Source organism: Gordonia sp. PDNC005 (genome assembly GCF_016919385.1).
Classification (GTDB): Bacteria; Actinomycetota; Actinomycetes; order Mycobacteriales; family Mycobacteriaceae; genus Gordonia.
Window position 1 is genome coordinate 2,437,919 of the sequence record NZ_CP070351.1, and the last position, 23,447, is coordinate 2,461,365.

The window sequence follows — 23,447 nt, forward strand, 5'->3', positions numbered from 1 at the left end:
CATGACGCGAGGCGGGCGTCGGGATTCAGGCCTGATCGTCCATGAGGTCGAGCGCGTTCCACGCCTGCTCGATGGCGCCCACCACTCCCCGGTGCGCCGGATCAGCCAATTCGGTGAGCTCGGCGAGGATCGCGTGAACCACGGCGACCATCGCCGTGAGCGACGGCGATGCGCCGACTCCCTCGATCGGGGTGATCACGGTGTGATCCGCGTCGGCGTTCAGCGGCGACGAGTGCAGATCAGTGAGCACGACCACCGTGGCGCCCTGTTCGCGGGCGATCCGGGTCAGCCCGCGGATCGCCCGAGTCAGACGCCAGACGTTGATGACCACGACGCAGTCACCAGGACCGAGCTGCGCGATCTGTACCGCCTGGGTGGTCGGCGGGCCGGTCGCAGCCTGGACGTCATGTCCTCCGAACGACGCGAGGTACGCGAGGATCTGAGCCGGCCCCGCGCCGCTGCCGGTCGCGATCACGACCGTCCGTCGTGCACTGCCGATCGCCCGGGCCGCCGACCGCAGGGCCGCGACGTTCTCCGGCGTCGCGACTGCAGCGAGATTCGCCGCGTCCTGGTGCAGCATCAGCGCAGCCGCATCGCGGGTCGTCGGCGCCGGTCGCTCGCCGGCCGAGGACGACGCGAGGTAGGCGGCGCGAAGGGAGGTCCGCAGATCAGGCCACCCGTCGAAGCCGATCTGTTGTGCGGTGCGCACCACGGTGGACACGTTGACCCCCGCGCGTTCAGCGACCTCGCGAGCCGACGAATACGACGCCATCTGCGGTGACCGTGCGAGAGTCTGAATCACCCGGTCGGCCTGTGCGCCGAGCGTGACGTCGACGGTCTGGTCACGGAGCCACGCCTCGACCGACACCCGACTCCTCCTTGCGGCTCGCAGCCGTGTCTCGTGTGATTCCTCAGCAGGAATGGACGACGCGCAGATCGCCGACGACCGCCTCGATCCGTCCTCCCGCCGCGTCGGCGATGCCCTGCGACATCGATGCCCGCCGCGGGTCCCGCTGCCACCGAGCATATCCGTCGTCGTCGGTCCAGAGCGCGAAGCACACGATCTTCCCCGGTACCGCGTCATCGACCACGAGCTGGGCCGATTCCGCGCCCGACACCTCCATGACCCGTGCGTCGCGGTAGTAGCCCACCACGGCGTCGACCCGATCGACTGGGACTTGCAGCGTCAACACACTCACTCGACTCATGCAACAACCATTGCATATCGAAGCGAATGCATCTACTGTTTGCATGCATTGGCTCACATCTGAGGAGAGACGATGCACCAGTCACACCCCGCGACGGCCCACGCCGACCCCGATCTGCTCGCCCGGCTGGACAGGCTGAAACCGGGACGACCCCACCGCAAACTGATGGTCATGGGTGGCCTCGGCTACACCTTCGACTCGTTCGACGGAGCGCTGATGGGCTACGCACTCTCAGCCTTGATCGTGATCTGGCAGATACCCAAAGGCACCGCGGGATGGCTGCTGTCGTCGATCTTCTTCGGATACCTGGTCGGCGCACTGATCGCCGGCGTGCTCGCCGACAAGTTCGGGCGTCGACGCCTGATGCTCACCTCACTCCTGGTGTTCTGCGCGTGCAGCCTGCTCATGGGCACGTCCAGCTCGGTGTGGGAACTGTTCGTCTGGCGGGTTCTCGCCGGAGTCGGCATCGGCGCCGAGACCGCACTGATCGCGCCGTACGTCGCCGAGTTCCTTCCGGCGAAGGTCCGCGGCAAGTTCGTCGCCCGCACCGTCGGCTTCCTGTCGCTCGGCTACATCCTGGCGGGAGTCATCGCACCACTGGTGATCTCACCGCATCCGGAGACTGGTTGGCGGATCGCCGCCGTCATCTGCGCGCTTCCCGTGCTGTTGCTTCTCTGGTGGCGCCGCGACATGCCCGAATCTCCGCGATACCTCGTCGCGCAGGGGCGGACCGAGGAGGCGTCCGCCGTCGTCGAGCGATTCGAACGCGACTGCGAGATCGACCCGTCCACGTCCGTCACGCCCAGCCAGACGCAGTCGGCCGCCGCGTCGACACAGGCGGACGCACTGTCTTCGTTCGATCGACTCACGCTGCTCCTGAGACGTCCCATGCTGCGGGTGACTCTGGTGATCTGGACGCTGTGGTTCGTGCTGACCGGCGTGAACTACGGATTCACCACGTGGCTGCCCACGCTCCTGGTCACGGAGAAGGGATTCACCATCACCGCGTCGTTCCTGTTCGCCCTCGTCACTGCGATCGCCCAGGTTCCGGGCTACTACATCGCGAGCCAGCTCATCGACCGCATGGAGCGCAAGTGGCTCATCGCCGCCTACGCGGGCGGCGCAACCGTGTCCGCGCTGATCATCGCGATCTCGACCAACGGTCCGATGCTGCTGATCGGAGCGTCGTTGCTGGCCGCGTTCGTGAACGGCGCCGCCGCCGTCTACTACACGTACACCTCCGAGCTGTATCCCACGGTCGTGCGCACGACGGGCATGGGCGCGGCGTCGGCGGTCGGTCGCGCAGGCGCGATTCTCGCGCCGATCACCATCGGATACCTGGGCAGCGCAGGCATGAGCTTCTCAGCGATCTTCCTGTTCCTCGTCGGGCTGCTCGCGATCGGGATCGCCGTCGTCGTGGCTTTCGGCCCGAAGACCGCCGGCCGTTCCCTTGCCGACGCCGCCTGACACCACCCGATCGACGTCTCGAAAGAAGACATTCATGCGCACTCGCATCATCAACGCCACGACCCTGGAACCGCTCACCGGCGAGCAGCTCGGAGGAAGATGGCTCGACATCGCGGACGGCCGGATCGCCGACGTCGGCACCGGTGCTCCGGCAGCTCTCCCGGACGACGTCCGGGTGATCGACGCCGGCGGGGGCACCGTGATGCCCGGGCTCGTCGATGCACACGTCCACATCCTGCTGAATTCGATCGACCGAAACGAGGTCGGCGATTGGACGCCCGGGTACGCGACGGTCCGCGCACTCACCGAGGCCGGCGCCATGCTCCGACGAGGATTCACGACGGTCAGGGACGTCGGCGGCGCCGACTACGGGATGGCCCGCGCACTCGACGAAGAGCTGTTCACCGGCCCTCGCCTCATCTTCGGCGGTCGTGCGATCTCGCAGACGGGAGGTCACGGCGACTTGAGGCAGAGAGGCGACGACTCACAGCTGTGCTGCCAGTCGGACTCCGGCTTCTCCCGAATCGCAGACGGCGTCGATGCCGTACGCACCGCCGCGCGGGACGAGTTCCGCAAGGGCGCCCATCACCTCAAGCTGATGGTCTCCGGAGGAGTGGCCTCTCCAACCGATGAGATCTCAGCGGTCCAGTACACCGAGGACGAGATCCGCGCCGCCGTGGTCGAAGCCGAGAACCACAACCGCTACGTCACCGTGCACGCGTACCACCCGCGTGCGGTGAATCAGGCCCTCCGCGCGGGCGTCCGCTGCGTGGAGCACGGAAATCTCATCGATGAGGAGACGATCCGGTTGATGGTGGAGAACGACACGTTCCTCGTCCCGACGATCATCACTTACGAGGCGATGTACCAGGCCGGCGCTGCATCTGGACTGAATGCGGTCTCGTTGGCGAAGCTTGGGCAGGTCCTCGACGGTGCCGTCGACGCCCTCGATCGCGCGCACCGCGCAGGCGTGAACATCGTGTACGGAAGCGATCTGCTCGGCGGTCTGCAGGTCCGGCAACTCGACGAGTTCCTGATCCGTGCACGAGTCCAACCCACTATCGACGTCATCCGATCGGCCACGAGTACCGCGGCTCGACTCCTGAACATGGAGGGTCAGATCGGGACTCTCACGCCGGGTGCAATGGCCGACCTCCTGGTGCTCGACGGCGACCCCGTCTCCGACATCACAGTCCTGACCACCCCGACCAAGAGTCTCAAGCACGTCATCCATCGAGGCGACGTCACCGACGTCGCACGAGTCTGAGACTCAACACGAGTCGAGTGCCCGGGAGAGCACGTCCCGCGACGGTGCGTCGACGGGCAGGCGGTACTTCGCGAGGACCAGAACGAACTGGACGGCGTACTGGCAGTGGAATGAGCGAAGCGGCGGCATCCAGCGGCCCGGTTCGGCGTCGGACTTCCGCTGGTTGCTGCCGCCGTCGACCGCGACGAGGTTCGACGGGTCGTTGGCGAAAGCCGTCCGGCGTTCCGGCTGCCACTGCGCCGCGCCCATGTCCCACGCGTACGCCAGCGGGACGATGTGGTCGATCTGCACCGCGCTCGACGTCCTGCCGCGCTCGAACACCACCGGCCGCCCGGTGTACGGGCTTGTCAGCACCCCCGCCGCGACCGCCGTCGGGCAGGAGGTCGTCGTGGCCGTGCCGGACACCACGACGTCCCGGGCGAGGATGTCGTTGCGGGTGTCGCATCCGTTCTGAGATCCCGGAGCATCGGAGTCGTCAGTCCACGACGTGCCGAACGCCTCCCGCTGGTATCCGACGTCGTGGGGCGGCCTTGCGACGATCACGACCAGACCCGCGAATGCCTTCCGGGCACCCGCGACCTGAGCCGCGGGCACCGGCTGCCGCTCCTGAACAGGACCGACTCCCACCGCCACACTCACCGACGTCAGAGCGAACGCCGTCAACCCGATCCACTGCCGAGTAGAGAGGCGGACCCGGCCCGAGCGTCGACGAACATGTCGATCCGCCCATCGCATCGTGCCTCCCCCGCCGAGATCCGCCCCTCACAAGGTCAGACGCACAAGACCCCGCGGCGGTTCCCCGACACGCGCAGAAACCGTCAGGACTTCTCCAGATACTGCGCGCGGGATGGGAGAAGCACAGCGTCTACGAGGTCGGCGAGGGCCGGGTGGTCAGCCAACGCACGGTCGGCGGCGACGATCGCCTCCGACAGCGCGCGAGCATCCGCGATCACCTCCACGTCGTCGATCAGCGAGAGGAAGCTGAGCGACGATTTGCCGCCGGACTGCAGTGAGCCGAGGACATCACCTTCTCGGCGTTGCCGCAGGTCGACGAGCGCGAGTTCAAATCCGTCGTTCGACTTCTCAACGGCCCGCAGACGCTCCATCGACTGCGACACCTCGTGAGCCGCCGTCATCAGCAAGCACAACCCGGCATGCCCGCCACGCCCGACTCGTCCGCGGAGCTGGTGCAGTTGGCTGACGCCGAACCGTTCGGCGTTGACGATCGCCATCATGGTCGCGTTGGGGACGTCGACGCCCACTTCGATCACCGTGGTCGCGACCAAGACGTCGATCTCGCCGCGCGTGAAGGCGTCCATCACGTCGTTCTTGTCGTCGGCGTGCATCCGGCCGTGCAGGACGCCTATCCGCCTCCCCGGAAGCCACCGCGTCTCAAGCATCTCGGCCTGCTCAAGCACCGAGACGGTGTCGTCCTCCTTCTCCGCCGACTCACCGGATTTAGACGATTTCTTCTTCGGCTTCGACTCCTCGTCGCCGATCCGGGTGCACACCACGTACACCTGCCGGCCTGCGTCGATCTCTTCGCCCGCCCGGGCCCACGCGCGGTCGACCCATTTGGCGTTTGTCATCGGAACGACGCTCGTGGTGATCGGCTGCCTGCCTCGTGGAAGCTCCGTCATCACCGAGGTCTCAAGGTCGCCGAACGTGGTCATGGCGACGGTTCGCGGGATCGGCGTCGCGGTCATCACCAGGAAGTGCGGACGCTTGTCGTCCCTGCCCTTCGAGCGCAGGATGTCGCGCTGCTCAACTCCGAAGCGGTGCTGTTCGTCGACGACCACGAGACCGAGGTCGAAGAACTCGACGTTCTCCTCCAGCAGTGCGTGAGTGCCGATGACGATGCCCGCGTCGCCGGTGACGGCGTCGAGCAGGGTTCGACGCTTGGCCGCGGTGTTCAACGATCCGGTCAGCAGACCGACGCGGGTCGCGCCGTCGGCCGCACCGAGTTCCCCACCCCGCGCGAGGTCGCCGAGCATCGTCATGACCGTCCGGTAGTGCTGGGCGGCGAGGACTTCCGTCGGCGCGAGGATCGCGCACTGATGACCCGAATCGACCACCCGCAGCATGGCGAGCAGGGACACGAGGGTCTTGCCGGAGCCGACTTCGCCCTGCAGGAGACGGTTCATCGGATGCTCCACGGCGAGGTCGTCGCCGATCTCCCCGAGCACGGTCTTCTGTCCGTCGGTCAACTCGAACGGCAGCCGCGCCAACAACTGGTCTTCGAGACCACCGGGCACGTGGACGGCCGCCATCGAACGTTCCGCGCCGAGATCGGCGCGCTTCTGGGCGAGAGCGGTCTGAACTGCCAGTGCCTCGTCGAACTTGAGGCGTTCACGCGCCGCTTCGATGGACTCCATCGTCTCCGGGAGATGAACATGACGGAGGGCTTCGTCGCTGGTGATGAGCCCACGCTCAGTGCGTTGCTGCTCGGAGAGCGGGTCGGCCGACGGCACCGTGTCGGCGAGTACCTGGCGGACCGCTCGCCAGATCTCCCATGTCTGGATCTCACGTGTGGCCGGGTACATCGGAATGATCGAACGGCCGAAGCTCTCCACGTCGTCTGCGGTCCCCGTGGAGATCTCAGCGTCGTCGGTCGAGTCCGAGTCGGTGTCCGACGGTCGGCCGGCGTCGAGCAGTTCCTCCATCATCCCGGTCCCGCGGACGTCGACTCCGTCGTCGGGCAGCACGAGCCAGTCCGGGTGCGACAGCTGGATCTGGTTGTTGAAGTACTTGACCTTGCCTGCGAGCGCGACGCGAACTCCCGCTCGCAGCACACGCTGGATGTACCGGGCGTTGAAGAAGCTCGCCTCGTACCGACGGTTCCCGTCGTCGACGACGATCTTCAGGAACTTGCCGTACCGCCTCTTCATCGTGATCATCTGCGCGCGTTCGACGCGACCGATCACGGTGATCCACTCGTCGGGCTCGGGCAGTTCGGTGGTCGAGACCTGCCCCTGCCGTATGTATCGCCGCGGCACGTACCGCAGCAGTTCTCCGACAGTCGTCAGTTCCAGACCTTCGAGCTTGCCGACGAGCTTCGCGTCAAGCGTCGTCTCGGAGAGCAGCGAGGTGTGGGTCAGCATCATTCGACGCCTACCTGCAGAAGATTGGAGGTCTGCCCCGTCTGATGCACCTCTAGCTCAATGCCGCTGTAGTGCTTGCGCACGTGCTCGTTGATCGCATCGAGCGTCGTGCCGTCGAGGCCTCCACCTGCCAGTACGCTGACCATCTCACCACCGGTCGCGAGCATCAGGTCGAGTAGTGCGGTGGCGGCGTCAGCGGGCTGCTTGCCGATCACGAGGACATCCGACCCGATGAGCCCGAGCGTGTCGCCGACCTCGCATGTCCCGGCGAGTGTGGTCAGCTTCCCGGACGAGATCATCAACGATCCCCACCGAGTCCCGGCCGCGGCCTCGGCCATCGCGAAGGCGTCCACGTCGGGTTCCTCACCCGGATCGTGCACGGCCAGCGCCGAGAGGCACTGCACCATAGACAACGTCGGAAGGAACACCACCGAACGCTGGGTGGACCGCGCTTCGGCACCGACGGTCACCAGGTCTTGCGACGACATCATCCCGTTGCCCATCACCACGACGTGAGCGCTGTCTGTGGACCGAATCGCTTCGGCGAGCGTCGCCGCGTGCACGCCATTGTCTGCGCGGACCACCGACGCTCCGGCGGCCGCGAACAACTCCTCCGCCCCGTCTCCGCTCACCAGTGCAACAACCGCGCGCCGGAAACGGGGCGGAGGCTCGTTCGCACCCGGTGTCGCGTTCAATGCGTCGAGGACGAAACAGCTGATCCGGATGTCGCGTATCTCGCCGAGCGCCAAACCCGCCTCGACGGCCGCACCGGGCTCGTCGGTGTGCACGTGCACCGAGAACCGCTCCGCGACGTCGGAACTGTCGCCGACGATGACAATCGAGTCGCCCAACTCACCGAGCCGGTCACGCAGGCCTGCGATCTGCTTCGCGTCGGCGCCCTCCAACAGGTACATCACCTCAAAAGCAGTGTCGCCGTCTGCGGAGCAGGCGTGGTCGACGAGACCACCCGGCCCGGCTGTGGAACCGCGGTAGGCCCGTCGCTTGTTCGCAACTCCCGTCACCACTGCGACCATCGCGTCGGCGATCACCAGGAAACCCCGGGCGCCTGCGTCCACGACGCCTGCATTCGCGAGCTCCGGCATCTGTTCGGTCGTGCGGTCGAGCGCTTCCGCCGAGTCTTCGGCGACGGCACGTACGAGGTCTGCGGGCGCGTCACTCACATGTGCCGACGCGGTGGCCGCCGCGACCTTGAGGAGAGTGAGGACCGTGCCCTCACGCGGTTCGCTCACCGCACGACGGGCCGAGAGCGACGCCAGCCGCAGTCCGTTGGTGCACAGTTTGTTGAAGCCGATGTCGTCCTCGGCGATCCCCAAGTCGGCCGCATCCGCGAGCCCGACGAAGAGCTGGGCGAGTATCACGCCCGAGTTGCCTCGTGCATTCGCGACACATCCGTCGGCGAGCACCCTGGTGACCGTCGACAGGTCGGCGTCGGCCGGGACCTCGTCAAGCGCCGCGACGGCGCCTGCCATCGTGTTCGCCATGTTGCTACCGGTGTCCGAATCCGGAATCGGGAACACGTTGAGGTCGTTGATCTCGCCCCGCAAGGCGGCGAGACCGTCCGCACACGCGTGCGCCCAGTCTCGGATCAGCTGCGGATTGACCGCGTTCCCACTCTTCGTCATTCGTCCACCCGCACTCTCTCGCACACCCGACATGTCCGCCACCGGCGCCCATGGCCGACGTGAGTTGTGTCTGACGTTACCGTCGACCTCCGACAGCGCTCTCGATCGCGCGCCGGAAGGCAATCCGACGACGGCCCGATTTGGCCATGGCCTCCCGATGCGGTTATTGTTGTCGGGTTGCCTGTCGACCGCGTGGACTCCTGTGCCCACTGCACCCGACGGGCCGAATACCACGACCATTGTTTCTACCAAGGGAGTTCGCCATGGCTGCCGTTTGTGACGTTTGCGCCAAGAGCCCCGGCTTCGGCAAGTCGGTTTCGCACTCGCACCGCCGCACCAACCGTCGCTGGAACCCGAACATCCAGTCGATCCGTGTCGCCGGAGCCTCGGGCAACAAGGTGCGCAAGAACGTGTGCACCTCATGCCTGAAGGCCGGCAAGGTCACTGCCTGAGTCGCAGCGCCTTCACGCTAGACCTGATCGCCGTCCGGTTCGCCGGGCGGCGATTCTGTCGTCTGGGCTCCCTCGAGCAGAGGTGTCCGACAGGCATCGTAGACTCCGGTGATGACCTCCCCCTCCTCTGAGATGATCACCCTCGACGCCGATGGCGTTCTGACATTGCCGATCTCGACTGCCGACAACGGCACCGCACTCGACCATGACCTCGTCCTCGCGGGCACCGACGCCCTTCTCGACGTGACACGCGGAGTGCGTGACGCAGGCGCGATTCTCTTGACCGGCGCGGGCAAGAACTTCTGCGCGGGTGGCAACGTCGCGAAGTTCGCGGAGGCCGACGATCGCGCGGAGTACCTCCGGGGCCTCGCGGACGACCTGCACCGCTTCATCAAGGTGCTCTACGAGACCCGCCTGCCTGTCGTGGCGGCGGTGAGCGGCTGGGCCGCAGGGGCGGGAATGAGTCTGGTGCTCCACGCCGACGTCGCTGTCGGCGGGACACGCACCCGACTCCGCCCCGCCTACCCCGGCATCGGTCTGTCCCCAGACGGCGGCATGTCGTGGGCCCTCCCCCGCACTGTCGGTGCGGCACGCGCACGGCACATCATCATGACCGACCAGATCATCGACGCCGCGCGTGCACTCGACCTCGGCATCCTCGCCGACGTCGTCGAAGACGACGCCGTGGCCGACACCGCCCACGCGACTGCGGCGAAGCTCGCTGCGGGACCTCGTGGCTCGTTCGCCGCCATCCGTGACCTGGTGCACGCGTCCGCGTCGCGCACACTCACCGATCAGATGGACGCCGAGGCGGCCTCGATCTCGTCTCTGTCGACCACCGGCGAGGGTGTCGAAGGCGTCGACGCCTTTCTCGCGAAACGAGCGCCCGACTTCCGCGGCGCCCGCTAACCGCCGCCACAGTCTTACGCGGCCGGCCTCACGGAAGACGCCAGTCGACGGGCTCCGCGCCGAGGTCGAGGAGTTCCTCGTTCGCCCGACTGAACGGTTTCGAGCCGAAGAACCCGCGTGAAGCCGACAGCGGCGACGGGTGCACCGACTCGATTGTCGGGACGTCGGGAAGCCATTCGGCGAGATTCCGTGCATCGTTGCCCCACAGGATTGCGACGAGCGGCTCGTCACGAGAGGCGAGTGCCTTGATCGCGCACTCGGTGACGACCTCCCACCCCTTCCTGCGGTGCGAACCGGCGTCGCCGGGGGCGACGGTCAGCACCCTGTTCAGCAGGAGAACACCCGCCTGCGACCACGGGGTGAGATCGCCGTTCGACGGCTGCGGATAACCCAGGTCGTCGCAGTACTCGGTGTAGATGTTCTGCAGCGACCGCGGGATCGGACGGACGTCCGGCGCAACGGAGAAGCTGAGCCCGACAGCGTGGCCCGGAGTCGGATACGGGTCCTGCCCGACGATGAGAACACGGACGTCGTCGAACGGCTGTGTGAAGGCGCGGAGCACGTTCTTGCCTGCGGGCAGGTAGCGCCGACCTTCCGCGTTCTCGGCCCGAAGGAAGTCGCCCATCGCGGCGATCTGCTCCTCGACTGGGGCCAGCGCCCGCGCCCATCCCGGATCGAGCAGTTCGATCAGCGGTGTGCGGGTCATCCGTCGATCCTCCGCAGGTTGGCGCGGTAGAACTGCGCGTTCTGGAAGTAGAGTTCAGTGTTTCCCTCGACGTGTCCCTCCGGGACGACGTGCCCCTCGCGAATCTTCGCGGGCACACCGAGGGCCATCGAGCGCTCCGGCATGGTGAATCCGTAGGGCACCACCGCGCCGGCGCCGACAACACTGCCCGCACCGATCGTCGAACCGTTGAGGACAACTGATCCCGACGCGATCAGACAGTTGTCGCCGATGTCCGCGCCCTCGATGTGGGCATTGTGCCCGACGACGCAGCCCGCACCGATCACGGTGGCGTCGACGAACGTGCAGTGGATGACCGTGCCGTCCTGAATGTTGGTGCGTGCGCCGACGGTGATGGTCCCGTAGTCGCCGCGCAGCACGGCGCCCGGCCATACCGACACGCCGTCGCCGAGCGTGACGGCGCCGATCACGGTCGCGTCGGGGTGGATGAAGACGTCTTTTCCGAGGGTCGGCTCACGATCGCCGAGTGCGTACACAGCCATGGGTCGATCTAAGCATCTGATCAGTTCTCGGTGAACGACTGCCAACCACGAACTGCCCCGACCACGTCGCCGTCGATGTGGGCTCCATCGCCGTCGGAGACTCGTCCGATGACGGTCCATCCTGCTGGGACGTCGGCGGGGAACGCGGCGAGCAGAACGTGGTCCTCGCCGCCGCCGAGCGCCCATCGGACCGGGTCGACCCCGAGCGCCCCGCTGACATCGTCGAGCCATGCGGCCCGCGGAACTCGTTCGGAATCGACGTCGAGGCGTACACCCGACGACGCCGACACGGTGACGAGTTCCTCGACGAGGCCGTCGGAGACGTCGGTCATCGCCGTCGCCCCGGCCTTCGCCGCCGCGGGTCCAGCCGCCAGGTCCGGTTGGGGCAGGCGGTAGGCCGACACCGCTTCGGCGTGCGTGTCGACGAGGGCCGGTTCGGCGCCGTGTTCCACTGCCGACAGCACGGCGAGCCCACCCGCCGCTCCCCCGAGCGGGCCGCTCACTGCGAGGACGTCGCCGGGACGCGCTCCGGACAGCGTCGTCGGTGCGACGTCGTCGAGGACGCCGATCGAGGTGACCGTGATGACAACGGTCGGCGACGAGACGAGATCACCGCCGAGGACTCGAGCACCGTAGGCGTGGGTCTGCTCGACGATGCCGGCGTTGAGCGCGAGGAGACGCTCGACAACGGTCTCCGGTGGACACGCGATGGACACCGTCACTCCAGTCAGTCGTCCGCCCATGGCCGCGATGTCGGCTGCGCTCTGCACCACTGCGCGGGCGCCGATCTGTTCCGGGGTGGACCAGTCGAACCGGAAGTGTCTGCCCACGACGGCGGTGTCGGTACTCACCACCACGGGCCCATGGGAGACGAAGACCGCGGCGTCGTCGCCGGAGCCGATCACCACGTCGCCCGGCAGCGTTCCTGAGCTCCGTCCGACCGCCGCCTCGGTGAACCGCGCGATCAGTTCACGCTCCCCGATCTCGCCGACAGTCGTCACGGCCTGAATCCTACGGGTCCCGACCACCGGACCCACTTCGTCGGGGACCTACCCTTGACTCATGGCGACTACCCCTGACGACGAGACCGGCCGCGAGGACGCACGACTGAGCCCGGCGTTGATCGCGACGCTGGTCGCCGTACCCGTCGCGGTGATCGCGCTGTTCATCACATTCGCCGCCGTCAAGTCCTCCAACCGTCCGGACACTGATCCGATCCCGGTTGAGAGCTATTCCCTCGCTCAGGGCGAAGGCGCTGATCAGTGCCCGGCGTTCGTCAAAGCGCTACCCGACACGCTCGGCGACTTCACCGACAAGTCGGTCGACGGCACCACGGTCCGATGGACCCAGACCGACTCCGAGCCGATCGTGCTGCGCTGCGGCGTGACCCGCCCGGCCGAGCTGGCTCCGACGAGTTCGCTCCAGGTGATCGATCCCGTCCAGTGGTTCATGACCGACACGATCGAAGATCGTGGGCAGGTGTACGTGTGCGTCGACCACCGTCCGTACATCGCGATGTGGATTCCCGTGGGCGCAGGAAACGCACCGCTGACGGACGTGTCGAACCTGATCGCGCGAACCCTCACCCGTGCTCCCCTCGACTTCGGCAAGTAGGGAACCTTCGGTATGCCCCAGTCGCTCACCCGCGGACAGAACGCCTCCCTCTCGTCCGGCGCGACCCGCCTGACGATCGATGTCAGCGGCGCGTCCGTGGACATCCTCGCCTTCCAGCTCGACGCGAATCGCAAGGTCCGGTCCGACACCGACTTCGTGTTCTTCAATCAGCCCCGATCGCCCGAAGGCGCCGTCACGCTCGACGGGCCGACGCGGCTGTCGGTTCATCTGCCGTCGGTTCCCGCCGATGTCTCCCGCATCGCTATCGCCGTCGCCGCGGACACCGCGTTGTCGTCCACCGAGTTGACCACCACGATCCGGAGCGACGACGGGGCGGTTGTGACCGCCCCCGCCGAGGGACTGACCACTGAGCAGGCCGCGATCCTCGTCGAGGTCTACCGGCGCGGAGGCGCGTGGAAGGTCCGCAGCGAATCCGCGGGGTGGACCGCCGGTTTCGCAGCACTCGTCCGTGAACTCGGAGTGACTGTCGACGAAGAGCCCGCGCCCGCACCGACGATTCGCATGGTCAAGGGCGAGGAGACGCTGTCCCTCGAGAAGCGGCAGACGCTGAACCTCCGCAAGGAGGCCGTGCACAAGGTGCTGCTCACCAAGGGCGCGGCGGGCGCGACCGCCCGCGTGATCATGGTGATCGACAAGACGGGCTCGATGTCGTCGCTGTATCGGCGAGGCACGGTTCGCCGTGCGGTCGAGCGCATGGTTCCGGTGGCGACGCAGCTCGACAGCGACGGTGACCTCGAGGCCTACCTGTACGCGAAGTCGTATGTGAAGCTGCCGAACGTGACCGTCGCGACGGCCGATCTGTGGATCGACACGTTCGTCCACCTCAGCGGCACCCACGGCGCACCGATCACCACGCCGATCGACTACAAGCGGATCGGCGCGGTCAACGAGGAACTGCCGATCATGCAGGGGATCCTCGACGATCTGCCCGACCGCCAGCCCGTGTTGGTCCTCTTCTTCACCGACGGCGGCTTCTATTCGAAGATTCCGCTCATCCGGAACCTCATCGGCGGCGCGGCCACCCGACCGGTGTTCTGGCAGTTCATCGGGCTCGGGAAGAACAACTTCGGTGTCCTGACGGAACTGGACACTCTCGCTGGACGCGTCGTGGACAACGCCGGGTTCTTCCAGATCGACGACCTCGACCGCATCAGCGATGCCGACCTATACGACCGCCTGCTCGGCGAGTTCCCCGACTGGCTGCGCGCCGCGGGAGCTGCCGGAATCATCGACTGACTCGGGCCCCGAGCAACGGTCGTCCATTCGATCGACGCCCCGCCGGTCCGCCTAGTCTCTTCTCGGCGTTCCCGCGAATCGTGGGGAACGCCCGTTCCATCCGCGAACCTATGAGACGCACGTGACCAATCCGTTCCAGAATCCCTTCGCACCGCCGAGGCCGCCCGGAAACGCACCACCGTGCCTCACCGCGGCGGCGGAGGTTGCAGGCGCAGCCGATGGTGCTGATTGAGGTCCGGGCCGCACGCTGAATTACGCACTGAGCATTGCTTCCCGCTCACGGATTATCCGTGAGCGGGAAGCAAAACGGTAAGCGGGAATGACGTGCGACGGCGTCAGGCGTGACCGCCGTACACCTCGGGTTTGGGGCTGCGACCGAGGAGCGCGACGGCCATCTCCTGAACGGTCATGCCCTCGTTGCAGACGGCGTACACGGCTTCGGTGAGGGGCATGTCGACACCGTGCTGCTGCCCGAGGGCGCGGACCGATCGGCATGACTTGACGCCCTCGGCCACTTGGCCGTTGGTGGCCGCCTGCGCCTCGTCGAGCGTCGCGCCCTCGCCGAGGCGCGCCCCGAAGGTGCGGTTGCGCGACAGTGGCGATGAGCAGGTCGCCACGAGGTCGCCGATGCCGGCCAGTCCGGCGAGCGTGGTGATGTCCGCTCCGAGGGCCGCGCCGAGTCGGATGGTCTCGGCGAGGCCGCGGGTGATGATCGTCGCGATCGTGTTCTGGCCGTAGCCCATGCCCGCCGCGATGCCGCACGCGAGGGCGATGACGTTCTTCGCCGCTCCCCCGATCTCACACCCGACGACGTCGGTGTTCGTGTAGGGGCGGAAGTAGCCGGTGCCGAACGCCGCCTGCACACGCTGCGCCTGAGACTCGTCCACACAGGCGATCACTGTCGCTGCGGGCTGTTCCAGCGCGACTTCTTTCGCCAGATTCGGGCCCGACAGCACCGCGATCTGACGCGCAGGGAAACCGCTGACCTCCGCTATCACCTCGCTCATGCGCTTGCCCGAACTGACTTCGACGCCCTTCGCCAACGACAGCAGGATCGCGTCGGGCGAGATGTAATCGAGCCACTGAGCGAGATTGTCGCGCAACGACTGGGACGGAACGGCGCACACGACCAGTTCGCGACCGACGAGGGCCTCCGCAGGCGAGCTGACTGCGGTCAGATTGTCGGGCAGGGTGATCCCCGGAAGGTAGTCGCCGTTCTCATGTCCGGTCGTGATCTGCTCGGCGAGCTCGGGTCGGCGCGCCCACATGACCACGTCGTTTCCCGCGTCCGCGAGTACCTTCGCCACCGCTGTTCCCCACGATCCGGAACCCATCACCACAGCACGCACACGAACTCCTCATCCGATCCTCGACGCAAGTGCGTCCAGACTAGTGCCATGCACCGGCCGGCTTCGGCGAAACCGCACCGGCCGGGGGCAGGCCGTTGAAGCAGCACGCGGATGGAGCACCATGGTCGGCATGGGAGTTCGACCTTCTGCAGCACGCGAAAGCACCGTTGTACTCGCGGTCAAGGCTCTCGGCGACGCGAAGAGCCGCCTCCGACCGCTCCCACCCGCGCACGACGACCGCCCGGCCTTGGTGATCGCGATGTTGACCGATACGTTGAGCGCTGTCACCGCCGCGCGCCCGCGGCGGGTCGTCGTGGTGAGCCCGGACGCCCGCGTCCACACGATCGCTTCCGATTTCGGCGCGGTCACCGTCGACGAGCCGACCGCCAGACTCGAAGGCTGGACCGCGTTGAACGCGGCGCTCGCACACGGCGCCTCCGAGTTCGACGGACCGATCGCGTACCTTCAGGCCGATCTCCCCGCGATGCGGCCGGAGTCGCTGCAGGAAGCTCTCGACGAGGCGTCGGACGAGCTGGTCCACGCTCCCGCTGCATTCGTCTCCGATCGGGCCGGCACCGGAACCGCTCTGCTCGTCGCCGGACCGTCGTTCCGACCTCTTTTCGGCGTCGATTCGGCTGCGGCTCATCGGACCGCGGCGGCGGTGGAACTGGATCCCGGCCGCACACGCTGGCCGGATCTGCGCACAGACATCGACACCCCCGAGGACCTCGCCGTCGCTAGGGCCATCGGTCTCGGCGCCGCCACTTCGGAGTTGCTGCTGGGCTGATGCCCGTCAGCAGGACAACCTGCGAACACATGCTGCACAATGAACCGGTGAGCCCTGCCGACGACATCGACGAGAAGTCACTCGCCGACGACCTTCCTGCCGCCCTTCCCGCCGAAACGGTGATCCCCGACCTGGACGCGGATCTACCGGAGAACCGCTACCTGAACCGGGAACTCAGCTGGCTCGACTTCAATTCGCGTGTCCTGGCGCTGGCCGAGGACGTGTCGATGCCGCTTCTGGAGCGGGCCAAGTTCCTCGCGATCTTCGCGTCGAACCTCGACGAGTTCTTCATGGTGCGTGTCGCGGGACTCAAGCGTCGCGACGAGACCGGTCTCTCGGTCCGCTCCGCGGACGGCCGTTCGCCGCGCGAGCAGCTGCAGATGATCGCTGCGCGCGCACAGAAGATCGCCGCTCGGCACGCGGGTGTGTTCTTGAACTCGGTGATCCCCGCCCTGACCGCGGAGAACATCCGCATCGTCGAGTGGGCCGATCTCAGCGAAGCGCAGCACAAGCGACTCCACGAACACTTCCACAACGAACTGTTCCCCGTCCTGACGCCTCTCGCCGTCGACCCCGCGCACCCGTTCCCGTACATCTCGGGCCTGAGCCTCAACCTGGCAGTCAGCGTCCGGGAGGGTTCCGAGGGGAGCGAGCATTTCGCTCGTGTCAAGGTCCCCGACAATGTGAGCCGCTTCATCCGGGTCGATCCGCTGACCAGCGCCACCGACGAGACCGCACCGGCGCCCGCGCTGTTCCTCCCCCTCGAGAAGCTGATCTCGGCGAACCTCTCCGAGCTGTTCCCCGGTATGCAGATCGTCGACCATCACGTCTTCCGCGTCACCCGCAACGCCGACTTCGAGGTCGACGAAGACCGTGACGAGGACCTGTTGCAGGCACTCGAACGAGAGCTCGCACGCCGACGGTTCGGGTCGCCCGTCCGCCTCGAGGTGGGCGAGGACATGAGCGAGCACATGCTCGAGATGCTCTTGCGCGAACTCGATGTGGACCCGGCCGACGTCATGACGCTGCCCGGCCTGCTCGACCTGACGTGTCTCTGGCAGATCTACGGCATCGACCGCCCGAACCTGAAGGAGCGTCCGTTCGTCCCGAAGACGCATCCGGCGTTCGGTGAGCGGGAGACGCCGAAGAGCATCTTCTCCACGCTGCGTGACGGCGACGTCCTGGTGCACCACCCGTACGACTCGTTCTCGACGAGCGTTCAGCGCTTCATCGAGCAGGCCGCCGCCGACCCGCAGGTACTGGCCATCAAGCAGACTCTGTACCGCACGTCGGGCGACTCCCCGATCGTGAACGCCTTGATCGACGCCGCCGCCGCAGGCAAGCAGGTTGTTGCGCTCGTCGAGCTCAAGGCGCGCTTCGACGAGCAGGCCAACATCAAGTGGGCCCGCAAACTTGAGCAGGCGGGTGTCCACGTGGTCTACGGTCTCGTCGGATTGAAGACGCACTGCAAGACCTGCCTCGTCGTACGCCGTGAGGGCTCGACTCTGCGTCGCTACTGCCACATCGGAACCGGCAACTACAATCCAAAGACGGCGCGCCTCTACGAAGACGTAGGCCTGTTCACCGCCGCGCCAGAGGTCGGAGCGGACCTCACCGACCTGTTCAACACGTTGACCGGGTACTCACGCAAGCAGGACTACCGCAACCTGCTGGTGGCGCCTGCGGGCATCCGCAAAGGCATCGTCGAGCGGATCCACGGCGAGATCGCCGCGCTGCAGGCGGGCGACACCCGCGCGCGGGTGCAGCTCAAGGCGAACGCGCTCGTCGACGAAAAGGTCATCGATGCGCTGTACCGCGCGTCGCAGGCAGGTGTGCCAGTCGACGTCATGGTTCGCGGCATATGCGCTCTCAAGCCGGGTGTGCCGGGGATCAGCGACAACATCGTCGTTCGCTCCGTGCTCGGCCAATTCCTGGAGCACTCACGAATCCTGCACTTCGGTGCACAGGACGAGTATTGGATCGGCAGCGCCGACATGATGCACCGCAACCTCGACCGGCGTGTTGAAGTGATGGTGCAGGTGCGCGACCAGCGTCTGGTGGCCGATCTGCAAGACATCTTCGACTCGGCGATGGACCCGCGCACACGCTGTTGGGAACTCCGCGCCGAAGGCGCATGGGAGGCGCTCCCCGCCGCAGGCGAGGAAGTCCGCGACCATCAGCGTCGGATGGCCCAGCGCACGCGTCACCACATGGAGCAGAACTCAGCGGGATGAGTTCTCCGCGGAGAGTCGTCTGGGCCGCCGGAGGTGTTCTCTGGCGGCACGCCGAAGTAGGTGTCGAAGTGGCGATCGTGCATCGCCCCCGGTACGACGACTGGTCTCTGCCGAAAGGCAAGGCCGAGTCTGGTGAGCTCTTGGTGACGACCGCGGCTCGCGAGATCGTCGAGGAGACGGGCTACGAGATCCGCATGGGTCGCCGACTGTGCACAGTCGAGTACCGTCTGCACTCCGGTGCCCAGAAGAAGGTCGGTTACTGGGCGGTCGCGGCGACCGGTGGCGAGTTCGTGCCGAACCAAGAGTGCGACGAGCTTCGCTGGGTCGGCGTCGAGCAGGCGACGGCCCTCGTCAGTTACTCAGCGGATCGTCGGGTGCTGCATGAGTTCGCGTCGCAGGACGTCGTCGGCCTTCGGACGTTCGTGTTGGTCCGACATGCCAAGGCCGGCAAGCGGTCGGAGTTCAACGGCGACGACCGGCAGCGTCCACTCGAACCGGAAGGACGCCGTCAGGCGGCGGCCCTGGTCGACCTGTTGGGGTTGTTCGGTGCGCATCGCCTCCACGCCGCCGACCGATTGCGCTGCATCCAGACGTTCGAGCCGCTGGCCGATGCGTTGCGCACCGACATCGTGAGCGAGCCGTTGCTGTCGGAGGAGGCCTACACCGCGGATCCGGACGCCGCATTCGGCCGACTGCGCAAGATCGCGTCTCACGGCGGTGCGGTGCACGCGGTGTGCAGTCAGGGCGGTGTGATCCCGCCGGTCCTGCAGCGGTGGGCCGAGCAGGACGGGGTGGAGGTCCCGGCGTCACGCAACCGCAAGGGAAGCGTATGGATTCTGACGCTGCGCGGCGACACTCTCGTGTCCCTCGACCACATTCCGAGCCCGATCGCCTGAGCTCGGGCGCCGTCGTCAGTTCTTCTTCGCTGCGGCCTTCTTCGCGGGTGTCTTCTTAGCGGCGGCCTTCTTCGCCGGAGCCTTCTTGGCAGCAGTCTTCTTCACCGCGGCTCTCTTGGCGGGCGACTTCGGCTCGGCTTCGGGGGCGGCACGTTTCACTGCAGGCTGGTCGTCGGTGATGGGCTGTTCGCCTGCGACGATCGCTTTGAACTGCGCGCCCGGCCGGAACGACGGGACTTGCGTCGCCTCGACCCTGACCGTCTCCCCGGTTCGAGGATTACGTGCGACTCGCGCCGCGCGGGCGCGCTTCTCGAAGACGCCGAAGCCGGTGATCGTGACGCTCTCGCCCTTGTGGACTGCGCGCACGATGGTGTCGATCAGCTGCTCGACAGCGGCTGTCGCGGTCTTTCGATCGGCGTCGAGGCGCTTGGTGAGTTCCTCGACGAGTTCTGCCTTGTTCATCCAAGCCTCCGCGGATCACGCCGACCGGTCGTGTCAGCCCGTTGGTATTAGCTACGTCACACCGTAGGAGGTCATCTGTTGCGTCACAGCGACTTCGGGAAATTTCGTTTGCTCTGTTCACAGCAGAACACCCGCCGCGACGTGTTGACGGACGTCGAGGCGGGTGTTCAGCAGGAGTTCGGCTACTACAGGGTGACCGGTTTGAACGACGGGCGTTGCGCCTCGTACGCGTCGATCGCGTCGGTCTGACGCAGAGTCAGACCGATGTCGTCGAGTCCCTCCATCAGGCGCCAACGGGTGTAGTCGTCCACCTGGATCGGGACGACGAGGTCGCCCGCGGCGGCAGTCATGTCCTCGAGGCTGACGGTGATCTCCAGACCGGGTTCGGCGTCGAGTCGCTTCCACAGCAGTTCGACATCCGACTGCTCCGCCTGCGCGGCGACGAGGCCGGCCTTACCGGAGTTGCCGCGGAAGATGTCGGCGAAGCGTGACGAGATCACAACGCGGAATCCGAAGTCCATGAGCGCCCAGACCGCGTGCTCGCGGGACGATCCGGTACCGAAGTCCGGCCCGGCGACGAGCACCGACCCGTTCGACCATGGTTCATTGTTCAGAATGAAGCCCGGGTCGGCACGCCAGCCGGCGAACAGTCCGTCTTCGAAGCCGGTGCGGGTGACCCGCTTGAGGTAGACCGCCGGGATGATCTGGTCGGTGTCGACGTTGCTGCGCTGCAGCGGGACGCCGACGCCGGTGTGGGTGATGAACGCTTCCATGTCAGTTCCTCCTGCTCAGACCAGATCGGCCGGTGCGGCCAGGTACCCGCGCACGGCGGTTGCGGCGGCGACGGCCGGTGACACGAGGTGTGTCCGACCGCCCTTCCCCTGACGGCCTTCGAAGTTGCGGTTCGACGTCGACGCGCATCGCTCGCCCGCCGAGATCTGGTCGGGGTTCATGCCGAGGCACATCGAGCAGCCCGCCATGCGCCACTCGGCGCCCGCAGCGGTGAAGATCTCGCCGAGGCCCTCCTCGTCGGCCTGAGCACGGACCTTCATCGAGCCGGGGACCACCAGCATTCGCATGCCGTCGGCGATCGTCCGGCCGTTCAGGACCTCGGCCACGGCCCGCAGGTCCTCGATGCGGCCGTTGGTGCACGAACCGACGAAGACGGTGTCGACCTTGACCTCGCGCAGTGGTGTCCCGGGCGTCAGGCCCATGTACTCGATGGCGCGCGACGCGGCCAGCGACTCGGTCTCGTCGACGATGTCGGCGGGGTCCGGGATGCTGGCGCCAAGCGGCAGACCCTGCCCGGGATTGGTCCCCCAGGTGACGAACGGGGTGAGCTCGGAGGCGTTGATGTGGACCTCGCGATCGAACACGGCGTCGTCGTCGGTGCGCAGGCTGCGCCAGTACTCGACCGCGGCGTCCCAGTCGTCTCCCTGCGGGGCATGCGGGCGGCCCTTGAGGTACTCGAAGGTGATGTCGTCGGGGGCGATCATGCCGGCGCGGGCACCGGCCTCGATGGACATGTTGCACATGGTCATGCGCGCCTCCATCGACAGTTTCTCCACTGCGGGACCGCGGTACTCGAGGACGTGGCCCTGTCCGCCACCGGTGCCGATCTCGGCGATGACCGCCAGGATCAGGTCCTTGCTGGTGACGCCGTCGGGCAGTTCGCCGTCGACCGTGATGGCCATGGTCTTGAACGGGCGCAGCGACAGGGTCTGAGTGGCCATGACGTGCTCCACCTCGGAGGTGCCGATGCCCATCGCGAGCGCACCGAACGCTCCATGCGTCGAGGTGTGGCTGTCGCCGCACACCACCGTCATACCGGGCTGCGTGAGCCCCAGCTGCGGGCCGACGACGTGCACGATGCCCTGCTCGGCATCGCCCATCGGGTGCAGGCGGACACCGAACTCCTCGCAGTTGCGGCGCAGCGTCTCGACCTGCAGTGCGGACACCTGGTCGGCGATCGGGCTGAAGATGTCGACGGTGGGGACGTTGTGGTCCTCTGTCGCGATGGTGAGGTCGGGGCGGCGGAGCTTGCGCCCGGCCACACGCAGGCCGTCGAAGGCCTGCGGACTCGTCACCTCGTGCACCAGATGGAGATCGATGTAGATCAGGTCCGGATTCGTGTTGCCACTCGCGTCGACCTCGCCCGGAACGACGACGTGGTCGTCCCACACCTTTTCGGCCAGGGTCCGCGGCTTGGCAGTCGTGTCATTCATGCGCCACTTGCCTCTTCCACTTCGACCGGGGCTGCCGGTCGGCGTTTGATCCCAGGATGTGTTTGTTCCCAGTATTTGGACAGCTAGTATCGTCCTATGGGAAAGGATAGCGGAATCGGCGTGCTGGACAAATCCGTGGCGGTCCTGGAGACCGTCGCGGTCAAGCCACGCAACCTCAACGAGCTGTGCGACGCCACCGGCCTGCCGCGCGCCACCGCACACCGGCTCGCCGTCGGACTCGAAGTCCACGAGTTCCTCACCCGCGACGACAGCGGCCGCTGGACGCCCGGACCGGCCCTGGCGCGCCTAGCCGCGACGGCTCGAGACGACGTCCGCGAAGCCGCGCTCCTGGTCCTCCCGCGACTGCAGGAAGCGACCGGAGAGTCAGTTCAACTCTATCGCCGCGAGGGATCCGAACGCGTCTGCATCGCAGCGTCCGAGCCCCCGACCGGCCTCCGCGACACGGTTCCCGTCGGCACCCGATACACCATGTCCGCGGGATCCGCGGCCAAAGTCCTCGCCGCCTGGGCCGCCCCCGACATCCGCGACGCCCTGATCCCTGAATCGGTGTACACGGAACGATCACTCGCCGACATCCGACGCCGCGGATGGGCCCAGAGTGCCGCCGAGCGGATCGACGGCGTCGCGAGCGCCTCGGCGCCCGTGCGCGACGCCTCCGGAACTGTCGTCGCGGCCGTCTCCATCTCCGGCCCCATCGGTCGACTGGGACGTCGGCCGGGTGAACGTTTCGCCGCCGAACTCATCCGTGCGGCCGACGCCATCGGTGCACGACTGCAGTGACTTCGCTAACGTTCGATCATGGGAACGAAGCAACGCTCGCAGATCGTGATGTCCGACGACGAGATCACTGAATTCATCAATCAGCACCGCACCGGCACCTGGGCCACCCAGGGGAAGGACGGGATCCACCTCATCGCCATGTGGTACGCCGTCATCGACGGTGAGATCTGGATCGAGACCAAGGCGAAGTCACAGAAGGTCGTCAACCTGCGGCGTGACCCACGCGCCACGATCCTCATCGAAGACGGACTCACCTACAACGCCCTGCGCGGCGTCAGCATCGAAGGCACGACGGAGATCCACGACGATCCCGCCACCTGCCTCGCCGTCGGAATCAGCATCTGGGAACGCTACAACGGGCCCTACACAGACGACCTCAAGCCGGCCGTCGAAGCCATGATGAACAAGCGCGTCGCGGTCCGCCTCGTCCCGACTCGCGTCCGCTCGTGGGACCACGGCAAGCTCGGACTGCCCGACATGCCACTCACCGGTTCCACCGCCGAGTTCTACACCTGACATCGAGTAGCCCCGACGGGACTCCGTCGCTG

General features: G+C 66.8%; 22 protein-coding genes and 1 pseudogene. 11 read left to right on the forward strand and 12 right to left on the reverse strand.

Annotated features, from left to right (window positions below):
* Positions 1 to 25: 25 nt before the first annotated feature.
* Positions 26 to 868, reverse strand: a complete 843-nt coding sequence (locus tag JVX90_RS11520; protein ID WP_240193869.1) for a MurR/RpiR family transcriptional regulator — start codon at positions 866 to 868, stop codon at positions 26 to 28.
* A 43-nt stretch (positions 869 to 911) separates the two neighbouring features.
* Positions 912 to 1,208, reverse strand: a complete 297-nt coding sequence (locus tag JVX90_RS11525; RefSeq protein ID WP_205328916.1) for a hypothetical protein — start codon at positions 1,206 to 1,208, stop codon at positions 912 to 914.
* Positions 1,209 to 1,280: 72 nt separating this feature from the next.
* Between JVX90_RS11525 and JVX90_RS11530 the strand changes: the two genes are divergently transcribed.
* Positions 1,281 to 2,675 (forward strand): MFS transporter, encoded by a 1,395-nt coding sequence (locus JVX90_RS11530; protein WP_205328917.1) that lies wholly within the window; start codon positions 1,281 to 1,283, stop codon positions 2,673 to 2,675.
* A gap of 34 nt (positions 2,676 to 2,709) precedes the next feature.
* Positions 2,710 to 3,942 (forward strand): amidohydrolase family protein, encoded by a 1,233-nt coding sequence (locus JVX90_RS11535; protein WP_205328918.1) that lies wholly within the window; start codon positions 2,710 to 2,712, stop codon positions 3,940 to 3,942.
* Positions 3,943 to 3,945: 3 nt separating this feature from the next.
* Here the strand turns inward: JVX90_RS11535 and JVX90_RS11540 are convergent, their stop codons facing one another.
* The 3 genes from JVX90_RS11540 to JVX90_RS11550 form a co-directional block, all read right to left on the reverse strand.
* Entirely contained in the window at positions 3,946 to 4,605 is a 660-nt protein-coding gene (locus JVX90_RS11540) for an HNH endonuclease family protein (RefSeq protein ID WP_240193870.1), read from the reverse strand.
* Positions 4,606 to 4,760: 155 nt separating this feature from the next.
* Complete coding sequence (recG, locus tag JVX90_RS11545) at positions 4,761 to 7,043, reverse strand: ATP-dependent DNA helicase RecG (RefSeq protein ID WP_205332395.1); 2,283 nt, start codon at positions 7,041 to 7,043, stop codon at positions 4,761 to 4,763.
* Positions 7,043 to 8,686 (reverse strand): DAK2 domain-containing protein, encoded by a 1,644-nt coding sequence (locus tag JVX90_RS11550; RefSeq protein WP_205328920.1) that lies wholly within the window; start codon positions 8,684 to 8,686, stop codon positions 7,043 to 7,045. Before JVX90_RS11550 ends, recG begins: the two co-directional genes overlap by 1 nt.
* Positions 8,687 to 8,949: 263 nt before the next feature.
* On the opposite strand from JVX90_RS11550, the gene rpmB reads away from it, so the two are divergent.
* Both rpmB and JVX90_RS11560 read left to right on the forward strand, forming a co-directional pair.
* Positions 8,950 to 9,138 carry a 50S ribosomal protein L28 gene (gene rpmB / locus JVX90_RS11555; protein ID WP_205328921.1) on the forward strand — a complete coding sequence of 63 codons (189 nt, stop codon included), beginning with the start codon at positions 8,950 to 8,952 and terminating at the stop codon, positions 9,136 to 9,138.
* 111 nt (positions 9,139 to 9,249) lie between these two features.
* Positions 9,250 to 10,047 (forward strand): enoyl-CoA hydratase-related protein, encoded by a 798-nt coding sequence (locus JVX90_RS11560; RefSeq protein ID WP_205328922.1) that lies wholly within the window; start codon positions 9,250 to 9,252, stop codon positions 10,045 to 10,047.
* A gap of 28 nt (positions 10,048 to 10,075) precedes the next feature.
* On the opposite strand, the gene JVX90_RS11565 is transcribed toward JVX90_RS11560, so the two are convergent.
* From JVX90_RS11565 to thiL, 3 genes are read right to left on the reverse strand one after another with little or no spacing between them, the layout of a single operon-like run.
* Positions 10,076 to 10,753, reverse strand: a complete 678-nt coding sequence (locus JVX90_RS11565; protein WP_205328923.1) for a uracil-DNA glycosylase — start codon at positions 10,751 to 10,753, stop codon at positions 10,076 to 10,078.
* A complete protein-coding gene (locus JVX90_RS11570; protein WP_205328924.1) occupies positions 10,750 to 11,274 on the reverse strand; it encodes a gamma carbonic anhydrase family protein in 525 nt (174 codons plus the stop codon). The genes JVX90_RS11565 and JVX90_RS11570 overlap by 4 nt, the downstream gene beginning before the upstream one ends.
* A 20-nt stretch (positions 11,275 to 11,294) precedes the next feature.
* Complete coding sequence (gene thiL / locus JVX90_RS11575) at positions 11,295 to 12,275, reverse strand: thiamine-phosphate kinase (protein ID WP_205328925.1); 981 nt, start codon at positions 12,273 to 12,275, stop codon at positions 11,295 to 11,297.
* 61 nt (positions 12,276 to 12,336) lie between these two features.
* On the opposite strand from thiL, the gene JVX90_RS11580 reads away from it, so the two are divergent.
* Positions 12,337 to 12,888, forward strand: coding sequence for a DUF3515 domain-containing protein (locus JVX90_RS11580; protein WP_205328926.1), 552 nt, complete (start codon positions 12,337 to 12,339; stop codon positions 12,886 to 12,888).
* Between the two features lie 12 nt (positions 12,889 to 12,900).
* Positions 12,901 to 14,145 (forward strand): VWA domain-containing protein, encoded by a 1,245-nt coding sequence (locus JVX90_RS11585; protein WP_205328927.1) that lies wholly within the window; start codon positions 12,901 to 12,903, stop codon positions 14,143 to 14,145.
* Positions 14,146 to 14,480: 335 nt separating this feature from the next.
* Here JVX90_RS11585 and JVX90_RS11590 read toward each other — a convergent pair whose 3' ends face one another.
* On the reverse strand, positions 14,481 to 15,494 hold the full coding sequence (locus tag JVX90_RS11590; RefSeq protein ID WP_205328928.1) for an NAD(P)H-dependent glycerol-3-phosphate dehydrogenase: 1,014 nt from the start codon (positions 15,492 to 15,494) through the stop codon (positions 14,481 to 14,483).
* Between the two features lie 130 nt (positions 15,495 to 15,624).
* On the opposite strand from JVX90_RS11590, the gene cofC reads away from it, so the two are divergent.
* The 3 genes from cofC to JVX90_RS11605 are packed head-to-tail and all read left to right on the forward strand — an operon-like array spanning position 15,625 to position 19,411.
* Positions 15,625 to 16,281, forward strand: coding sequence for a 2-phospho-L-lactate guanylyltransferase (gene cofC, locus JVX90_RS11595; protein ID WP_240193871.1), 657 nt, complete (start codon positions 15,625 to 15,627; stop codon positions 16,279 to 16,281).
* A 29-nt stretch (positions 16,282 to 16,310) separates the two neighbouring features.
* Complete coding sequence (locus JVX90_RS11600) at positions 16,311 to 18,515, forward strand: RNA degradosome polyphosphate kinase (protein WP_240193872.1); 2,205 nt, start codon at positions 16,311 to 16,313, stop codon at positions 18,513 to 18,515.
* A complete protein-coding gene (locus JVX90_RS11605) occupies positions 18,512 to 19,411 on the forward strand; it encodes an NUDIX hydrolase (protein ID WP_205328931.1) in 900 nt (299 codons plus the stop codon). The genes JVX90_RS11600 and JVX90_RS11605 overlap by 4 nt, the downstream gene beginning before the upstream one ends.
* A 21-nt stretch (positions 19,412 to 19,432) precedes the next feature.
* On the opposite strand, the pseudogene JVX90_RS11610 reads toward JVX90_RS11605, so the two are convergent.
* From JVX90_RS11610 to leuC, 3 genes and pseudogenes are all read right to left on the reverse strand, one after another.
* A pseudogene (locus JVX90_RS11610) lies at positions 19,433 to 19,873 on the reverse strand (HU family DNA-binding protein); the annotation flags it as partial.
* A 185-nt stretch (positions 19,874 to 20,058) separates the two neighbouring features.
* The gene (gene leuD, locus JVX90_RS11615; protein WP_205328933.1) at positions 20,059 to 20,646 is read right to left on the reverse strand and encodes a 3-isopropylmalate dehydratase small subunit; all 588 of its coding nucleotides are present in this window, start codon (positions 20,644 to 20,646) and stop codon (positions 20,059 to 20,061) included.
* Between the two features lie 15 nt (positions 20,647 to 20,661).
* Positions 20,662 to 22,098 carry a 3-isopropylmalate dehydratase large subunit gene (gene leuC / locus JVX90_RS11620; protein WP_008381135.1) on the reverse strand — a complete coding sequence of 479 codons (1,437 nt, stop codon included), beginning with the start codon at positions 22,096 to 22,098 and terminating at the stop codon, positions 20,662 to 20,664.
* Positions 22,099 to 22,194: 96 nt separating this feature from the next.
* On the opposite strand from leuC, the gene JVX90_RS11625 reads away from it, so the two are divergent.
* Together JVX90_RS11625 and JVX90_RS11630 are read left to right on the forward strand one after the other, a co-directional pair.
* A complete protein-coding gene (locus tag JVX90_RS11625) occupies positions 22,195 to 22,899 on the forward strand; it encodes an IclR family transcriptional regulator (RefSeq protein ID WP_205328934.1) in 705 nt (234 codons plus the stop codon).
* A gap of 18 nt (positions 22,900 to 22,917) precedes the next feature.
* The gene (locus tag JVX90_RS11630; RefSeq protein WP_205328935.1) at positions 22,918 to 23,415 is read left to right on the forward strand and encodes a PPOX class F420-dependent oxidoreductase; all 498 of its coding nucleotides are present in this window, start codon (positions 22,918 to 22,920) and stop codon (positions 23,413 to 23,415) included.
* Positions 23,416 to 23,447 lie beyond the last annotated feature (32 nt).

Coding starts and splice junctions, on each gene's coding strand:
- recG (WP_205332395.1), bottom strand. CDS start 7,043: ATGCTGACCCACACCTCGCTGCTCTCCGAGACGACGCTTGACGCGAAG.
- JVX90_RS11625 (WP_205328934.1), top strand. CDS start 22,195: ATGGGAAAGGATAGCGGAATCGGCGTGCTGGACAAATCCGTGGCGGTC.
- JVX90_RS11525 (WP_205328916.1), bottom strand. CDS start 1,208: ATGAGTCGAGTGAGTGTGTTGACGCTGCAAGTCCCAGTCGATCGGGTC.
- JVX90_RS11535 (WP_205328918.1), top strand. CDS start 2,710: ATGCGCACTCGCATCATCAACGCCACGACCCTGGAACCGCTCACCGGC.
- JVX90_RS11630 (WP_205328935.1), top strand. CDS start 22,918: ATGGGAACGAAGCAACGCTCGCAGATCGTGATGTCCGACGACGAGATC.
- rpmB (WP_205328921.1), top strand. CDS start 8,950: ATGGCTGCCGTTTGTGACGTTTGCGCCAAGAGCCCCGGCTTCGGCAAG.
- JVX90_RS11530 (WP_205328917.1), top strand. CDS start 1,281: ATGCACCAGTCACACCCCGCGACGGCCCACGCCGACCCCGATCTGCTC.
- JVX90_RS11585 (WP_205328927.1), top strand. CDS start 12,901: ATGCCCCAGTCGCTCACCCGCGGACAGAACGCCTCCCTCTCGTCCGGC.
- JVX90_RS11570 (WP_205328924.1), bottom strand. CDS start 11,274: ATGGCTGTGTACGCACTCGGCGATCGTGAGCCGACCCTCGGAAAAGAC.
- leuD (WP_205328933.1), bottom strand. CDS start 20,646: ATGGAAGCGTTCATCACCCACACCGGCGTCGGCGTCCCGCTGCAGCGC.
- JVX90_RS11560 (WP_205328922.1), top strand. CDS start 9,250: ATGACCTCCCCCTCCTCTGAGATGATCACCCTCGACGCCGATGGCGTT.
- JVX90_RS11605 (WP_205328931.1), top strand. CDS start 18,512: ATGAGTTCTCCGCGGAGAGTCGTCTGGGCCGCCGGAGGTGTTCTCTGG.
- JVX90_RS11600 (WP_240193872.1), top strand. CDS start 16,311: ATGCTGCACAATGAACCGGTGAGCCCTGCCGACGACATCGACGAGAAG.
- cofC (WP_240193871.1), top strand. CDS start 15,625: ATGGGAGTTCGACCTTCTGCAGCACGCGAAAGCACCGTTGTACTCGCG.
- JVX90_RS11565 (WP_205328923.1), bottom strand. CDS start 10,753: ATGACCCGCACACCGCTGATCGAACTGCTCGATCCGGGATGGGCGCGG.
- JVX90_RS11580 (WP_205328926.1), top strand. CDS start 12,337: ATGGCGACTACCCCTGACGACGAGACCGGCCGCGAGGACGCACGACTG.
- leuC (WP_008381135.1), bottom strand. CDS start 22,098: ATGAATGACACGACTGCCAAGCCGCGGACCCTGGCCGAAAAGGTGTGG.
- JVX90_RS11550 (WP_205328920.1), bottom strand. CDS start 8,686: ATGACGAAGAGTGGGAACGCGGTCAATCCGCAGCTGATCCGAGACTGG.